Origin of the sequence: Acinetobacter sp. WU_MDCI_Abxd143 (genome assembly GCF_025514195.1) — a bacterium.
Lineage (GTDB): Bacteria > Pseudomonadota > Gammaproteobacteria > Pseudomonadales > Moraxellaceae > Acinetobacter > Acinetobacter pittii_H.
In genome coordinates this window covers 1-5,501 of sequence record NZ_JAHPTH010000029.1, presented here as the reverse complement: position 1 = coordinate 5,501, position 5,501 = coordinate 1, and the positions used below count along the sequence as shown (strand labels likewise).

The 5,501-nt window shown below is 36.7% G+C and carries 6 protein-coding genes; all 6 read right to left on the bottom strand.

All coding sequences use genetic code 11. The features are described 5' to 3' along the window. Positions 1 to 291 (bottom strand): carbohydrate porin (locus KTI79_RS19205; protein ID WP_410374439.1); only part of this gene is annotated, 291 nt, incomplete at its 3' end. A gap of 157 nt (positions 292 to 448) precedes the next feature. Continuing rightward, complete coding sequence (locus KTI79_RS19000) at positions 449 to 1,234, bottom strand: thiazole synthase (RefSeq protein WP_086375840.1); 786 nt, start codon at positions 1,232 to 1,234, stop codon at positions 449 to 451. Between the two features lie 32 nt (positions 1,235 to 1,266). Continuing rightward, positions 1,267 to 1,464, bottom strand: a complete 198-nt coding sequence (gene thiS, locus KTI79_RS18995; protein WP_024437037.1) for a sulfur carrier protein ThiS — start codon at positions 1,462 to 1,464, stop codon at positions 1,267 to 1,269. Positions 1,465 to 1,492: 28 nt separating this feature from the next. Beyond that, entirely contained in the window at positions 1,493 to 2,284 is a 792-nt protein-coding gene (locus tag KTI79_RS18990) for an inositol monophosphatase family protein (protein WP_031963998.1), read from the bottom strand. 64 nt (positions 2,285 to 2,348) lie between these two features. After that, the gene (locus KTI79_RS18985; RefSeq protein WP_086375839.1) at positions 2,349 to 3,605 is read right to left on the bottom strand and encodes an MFS transporter; all 1,257 of its coding nucleotides are present in this window, start codon (positions 3,603 to 3,605) and stop codon (positions 2,349 to 2,351) included. A 172-nt stretch (positions 3,606 to 3,777) separates the two neighbouring features. Continuing rightward, on the bottom strand, positions 3,778 to 5,280 hold the full coding sequence (locus KTI79_RS18980; RefSeq protein ID WP_086375838.1) for an FAD-dependent oxidoreductase: 1,503 nt from the start codon (positions 5,278 to 5,280) through the stop codon (positions 3,778 to 3,780). Positions 5,281 to 5,501 lie beyond the last annotated feature (221 nt).

Here is a 5,501-nt window from a genome sequence, read left to right as displayed (position 1 = left end):
TTTATCATCACCAAAATCTTGTAATAACGCCAATGTACCCTTTAGGGCCACTGTAGAATTATCTTTAAATTTATATACTTCCTGAGTACCAGTTAACTCTACATACTGTTCACACTCGTTACCCAAACGGTATTTGCTTTTAGCACCGTCCATAAAAAAACAGCTTTGTGTGTCCCCTTTTTCACTATATCCAATACCCGATCTTATATATCCATTAAATTCAAATGCATGTATGACAGTGAGTGGTAGTAAAAATGTATTAAATAGTGCTATACGTTTATAAAATTCCATATTGAAAAAACTTCCATTTAAATATTAAAAATCCAGAAATAGGTATCCTCCTATCACTGGATTTAATATAAAAATCAGAACATTAATAAACAATTTCTCAACTTTATATTTTATAACGCACTATGACGCATATTTAACCTAAAAAACCTATTCCTCTTTATTTAAAGAAATAACCCGTCTCAGGTGAACTCGCATTTGCCATGCGTTTACGTGGCATACGACCCGCTAAAAATGCTTCACGTCCTGCTTCCACAGCTTTTTTCATTGCAGAAGCCATCAAAATAGGATTTTTTGCAGCTGCAATTGCTGTATTCATCAGTACGCCATCACAACCAAGTTCCATCGCAATTGCGGCATCACTTGCTGTACCAACGCCAGCATCAACTAAAACCGGTATTTTGGCATTTTCTTTAATAATTGAAATGGTATGCGGGTTTAAAATACCTAGACCTGAACCAATCAAACTACCTAAAGGCATAATTGCAACACAGCCCATACTTTCAAGTTCTTGCGCAATGATTGGATCATCCGAGGTATAGACCATAATCTCAAAACCGTCGTCAATTAAAGTACGAGCCGCTTTTAAAGTTTCGGTTACATTTGGATATAAGGTTTTTTCATCACCCAACACTTCAAGTTTTACTAGGTTGTGACCATCAAGTAGCTCGCGCGCTAGCATACACGTACGTACTGCGCTGTCAGCGTCAAAACAACCTGCGGTATTTGGCAAGATTGTATATTTTTCTGGTGGGATGACCGAAAGTAAATTTGGTTGATCTGGATTTTGTCCAATATTCACACGACGAATTGCGACTGTTACGATTTCTGCACCACTAGCTTGAATAGCTACATCCGTTTCATTTAAGTCTTTATATTTGCCAGTTCCAACCAATAAACGAGATTGAAAAGAACGTGAACCAATAATGAGTGAATTGTCTCTAATAAAAGATAGATCCTGCATGCATAACTCCTAGCTTAGCCACCACCGACAGCATGAATAATTTCAATACGGTCAAATTCAGATATATTTGTACATTCCAATTTACTTTTTGGAATAATTCTTGAATTAAATTCAATAGCGTAACGCTTATTTTCCAATGCAAGATATTGAATTAGTTCAAGTAAATTTTTACAATCAGTAGGCGTAATTTGCCCATTTAAATAAATTTTCATAAGTTTATCTCGAGACTTTTATATATTTTTAACTATTCAATATCTTTAATGCTTGTTCATGTAGCGACTGAGAACTAGCAGCGACGATTGTTCCACCTTTGTGTGCTGAAGATCCATCAAGTGTTGAAATCACTCCTCCAGCATTTTCTATAATTGGTATCAATGCGGCTATATCGTATGGCTGTAAACTAAACTCAAAACAAATATCAATATACCCAGCTGCCAACATTGCAAAGGCATAACATTCAGCGCCATAACGTGTCATTAAAACCTGTTCAGATAATTCAGTGAAGTTGATATGCGGGTATAGATTTGATGAACGAGGATGATTTATATGTAATATCGCTTCACTTATTTTTTTATTCCTTTGAATTTTTAATTTTTTTTGCACTTTATTGTATTGGTGAAATGAACTTTCTCCATCAGACCAAAACCGCTCATTGGTAAAAGGTTGGCTTAACATACCTAAGCACATTTTATCATTATGCTCTAGTCCAATTAAAGTTCCCCAAACTGGAATACCAAGTAGGTAGGGTCTAGTACCATCAATGGGATCCAAAATCCATCTTATTTCTCCGTTTTCAATCGCTCCAAATTCTTCTCCCATGATTGAATGATCAGGATAATATTCTGTAATCATTTTTCTCATGGCATATTCGGCAGCTTTATCCGCAATAGTTACAGGATCAAAACTCACATTCTTTTTTAGCTTTGTTTGAATTTCTAAATCTATATGAGACCTAAATCTAGGTAATGTCTCTGCATCTGCCACATCAGCCAATTTATGTAAAAAATAAATGTCCGGAAAAATATTAGTCATTTTTAATTCCTATTCATTAGTATGTAGCATCCACCTTATTAATTTATAAGGTGGATGCTTTCTTCTAATTCGCGTTTTGAAGTTTGACAAATTTATTTTTCTTTTTCTCTTTCATTATAATAGGTGTGATGATTACGAAAATTATCATTAGAGCTATAGGGAAATAAAGTAATCTTTCAATACCAAACTGACTTACTATCGTTGAAAGTATTGCAGGAGCTAAAAGCATACCAGAGTACCCAATTCCATTAACGATACTAATATTACGCCCTGCATTTTTAGGATCTTTCCTACCTGCACTTGATAGCATAATCGGAGCTAAACAGGATAAACCTAAACCAAATAAAGCGTATCCGCAAAAAACAAGCTGTACACTTCCTCCAAATGTTTGTAAAAGTAAACCTAAAATAGCTAATATTCCGCTGCAAAAAACAATTTTTGGAGCACCAAATTTTTCCGTTAAACGATCACCAAATAGTCTTCCAATAAATTGCGCACCTGAGAAGAAACTAATCGCCATACCAGCTACAGCTGTAGTCGTACCCAAAGTACGATGCATATATTCTTGTCCCCAATCACCTACAGCATTTTCCCCAAACATACTTGCAAGCAATAAGATCCCAAAACCAATCATGAGCAGTACAATATAGCCATTAGAGTAATTGTTTAATTTATCATCAGAATTTTCAGTATGATTTTCCTGCCAATCATCTTCAACAATCTCATGCTTATCTAATAAGAATCTAGATAAAATAAAGCTAACAATAAGTAATACACCTCCCAATATAGTAAATGGAATTGTGGCGCTATTTGGGTTTATACCTGCAAAATAACTACCTAACATACCAAATATAAATCCCCCTAAAGGATAACAGGCGTGAAAACCTGACATAATTGGTCTTTTATAAAAGCGTTCAACCTGAACTCCATGTGCATTTAATGCTGAATCAGTTGCCCCTCTTAATAATCCCATTACTACACCAGCAACAAATGCAAACCAAAACTCTGGAATATACCCCATAGCTATGATAGAAATTGGATATAAAATCAGTGTGCACCCTACTACGCTTTTTGCTCCAAATAAGTCGATAAATCGCCCAATTATTAGAGCACCAACAGCAGATCCAACCCCTATACCTAACGCAATGATACCGAAACTTGCATCACCTTCAGCTCCATTTAATCCTAGATAATGCCGATAAGCACTAACACTAGTTGACCAAACATAAATCATTGCGCCTATTAGCATGAAGCCACCAAAAGTAGCTAATCTTGCTAAGCGAATTCTTTGTGTAATAAGAGAATTATCACGTTTTTTCATACTTAAATCCCTTTAAAGTAAAGTTAGATACACACCACAAATAGAAATTAAAATATTCATTAACTCGTAAAGCACCATCTGGAAAATTGGCACTCTTGAGTTAAATACCGTCGGTACAATAGATTTGTTTTACAAATCAAACGCATTACCGTTAACTGCTTTAAATGTATGTTTAAAAAGTTTGTTTAATGGCTGCTCCTGCTTTAAGTGCTAAAGCCGCTATTGTTAAAGCAGGGTTTACTGCAGCAGACGTTGGCAAAACCGATGCATCAGTAATGTAAAGGTTTGAAATATCATGAGACTGGCAATTCGGAGAGACCACAGATGTTTTAGGATCATTTCCCAGTCTGGCTGTGCCACACTGATGAGAAGTAGTTTTTCGCCCAAATGTGTGTGTCAGTACAATAGGAAAACCTGCTTTTTTCATGACAGCACGAGTACGTTTAATCAATTCATTGTGTGCTTTCATATTGGAACGTACCCAATGCATCACAATTTGGCCATCTCGTACCATAACGCGGCTTTCAGGGTTAGGAAGATCCTCACTAGTAAGAAACCAACCATACGAATAACGAGCAATTAAATTTGATAGCCATAGAGGAAATAGTGAGGGCAAATTAGCCTTGAGTATATTTCCTGTAATATGACCAAGTAATTGAACATTTCCTAAAGGGAAACCTGTTTCTGGATCCTTGTTATAGAAGTCATTAAATGCAAGCGTCTTTTGATATACAGAAGTATTTTCTGCTCTTGGATCAATTGCAATCAAAGCGGTGGTATTGTGATTCATAAAATTTCTTCCAACCTGATCTGAGCTATTCGCTAATCCAGTTGGATATATTTTATTTGCTGATCTTAGTAACAATGCTGCAGACTGTACCGCCCCCGCGGCAACTGCAAAGATATCAGCATGAATCTGGTACTCTTTGCCATCTTTAATATAAGTAGCTGAAGTTATTTTCTCTCCACTGATATCAGTATCAAGGCGTAAAACTCTTGCGTCTGTAATCAACGAAACGTTTGGATACGTCAAAGCTCGAGCTAAAGGACCAACTTCCGCATCAATTTTCCCTAATCCTGTGTTAGGAAATGCATCCCAGCCTGTTGGGGCGCGATCAAGCCATTTTTCTATATCAATTGCCAAAGGTAAGGTAGTTGGATTCACACCTGCCTTTTTAAGCCGCATACGAACAGAAGCAATCGCTGGTTCATCAGGTACTGGATCATAACGATACGAGTTAGCTCGAGGTGGGTCTGTCTTATCCTCTCCTGCTTTTCCATGAACCTTAAATAGTTCCTCAGCCTGCTCATACCATGGTTCAATCTCTAAATAGGGAATTGGCCATCCGGGAGCACTTCCTTCCATATGTTTTCTTGGCTTAAAATCCTCTGCACGGTAGCGATACATGACCGCCCCATAGAATTTCGAATTTCCACCTACATAATAATAATTACCTGGTAGGAATTTCTCTCCATCAGTACCTTCCCACACTTCAGAGGATTTGTAGAAACCTTTCAAGAAAATTGAAGCATCATCACGAGCTTCAAAGGTATCTTTTAGATATTCGCCACGCTCCAATATAACAATTCGCTTACCAGAATCTGCTAGGCTGTAAGCTAAAGAGCTGCCTCCAATCCCTGATCCGATAATGACTATATCTGCTTCTTTTTCCATACAATATACTTGCTTTGAATTGGATGTTGCAGGCCTGCAGTAAATGCGAACCTTCCATTAATTCAGGTTTTTAAACAACCATTAGTCATGTGATTAACGTGTACAAGTGAAGATCTCTTCAAATCAAATTGAAAGATCTTCAACTTGTTTAGTTACTACTTTTAAATAGATTACAAATGCTGTTCAGATTGACGGAACTCATGGTATTCATCCTGACGCTC

What these genes read in the sequence shown, in the direction of transcription:
- thiS (WP_024437037.1), bottom strand. Translation starts at nt 1,464, where the DNA reads ATGAAAATTTATTTAAATGGGCAAATTACGCCTACTGATTGTAAAAAT.
- KTI79_RS18990 (WP_031963998.1), bottom strand. Translation starts at nt 2,284, where the DNA reads ATGACTAATATTTTTCCGGACATTTATTTTTTACATAAATTGGCTGAT.
- KTI79_RS18985 (WP_086375839.1), bottom strand. Translation starts at nt 3,605, where the DNA reads ATGAAAAAACGTGATAATTCTCTTATTACACAAAGAATTCGCTTAGCA.
- KTI79_RS18980 (WP_086375838.1), bottom strand. Translation starts at nt 5,280, where the DNA reads ATGGAAAAAGAAGCAGATATAGTCATTATCGGATCAGGGATTGGAGGC.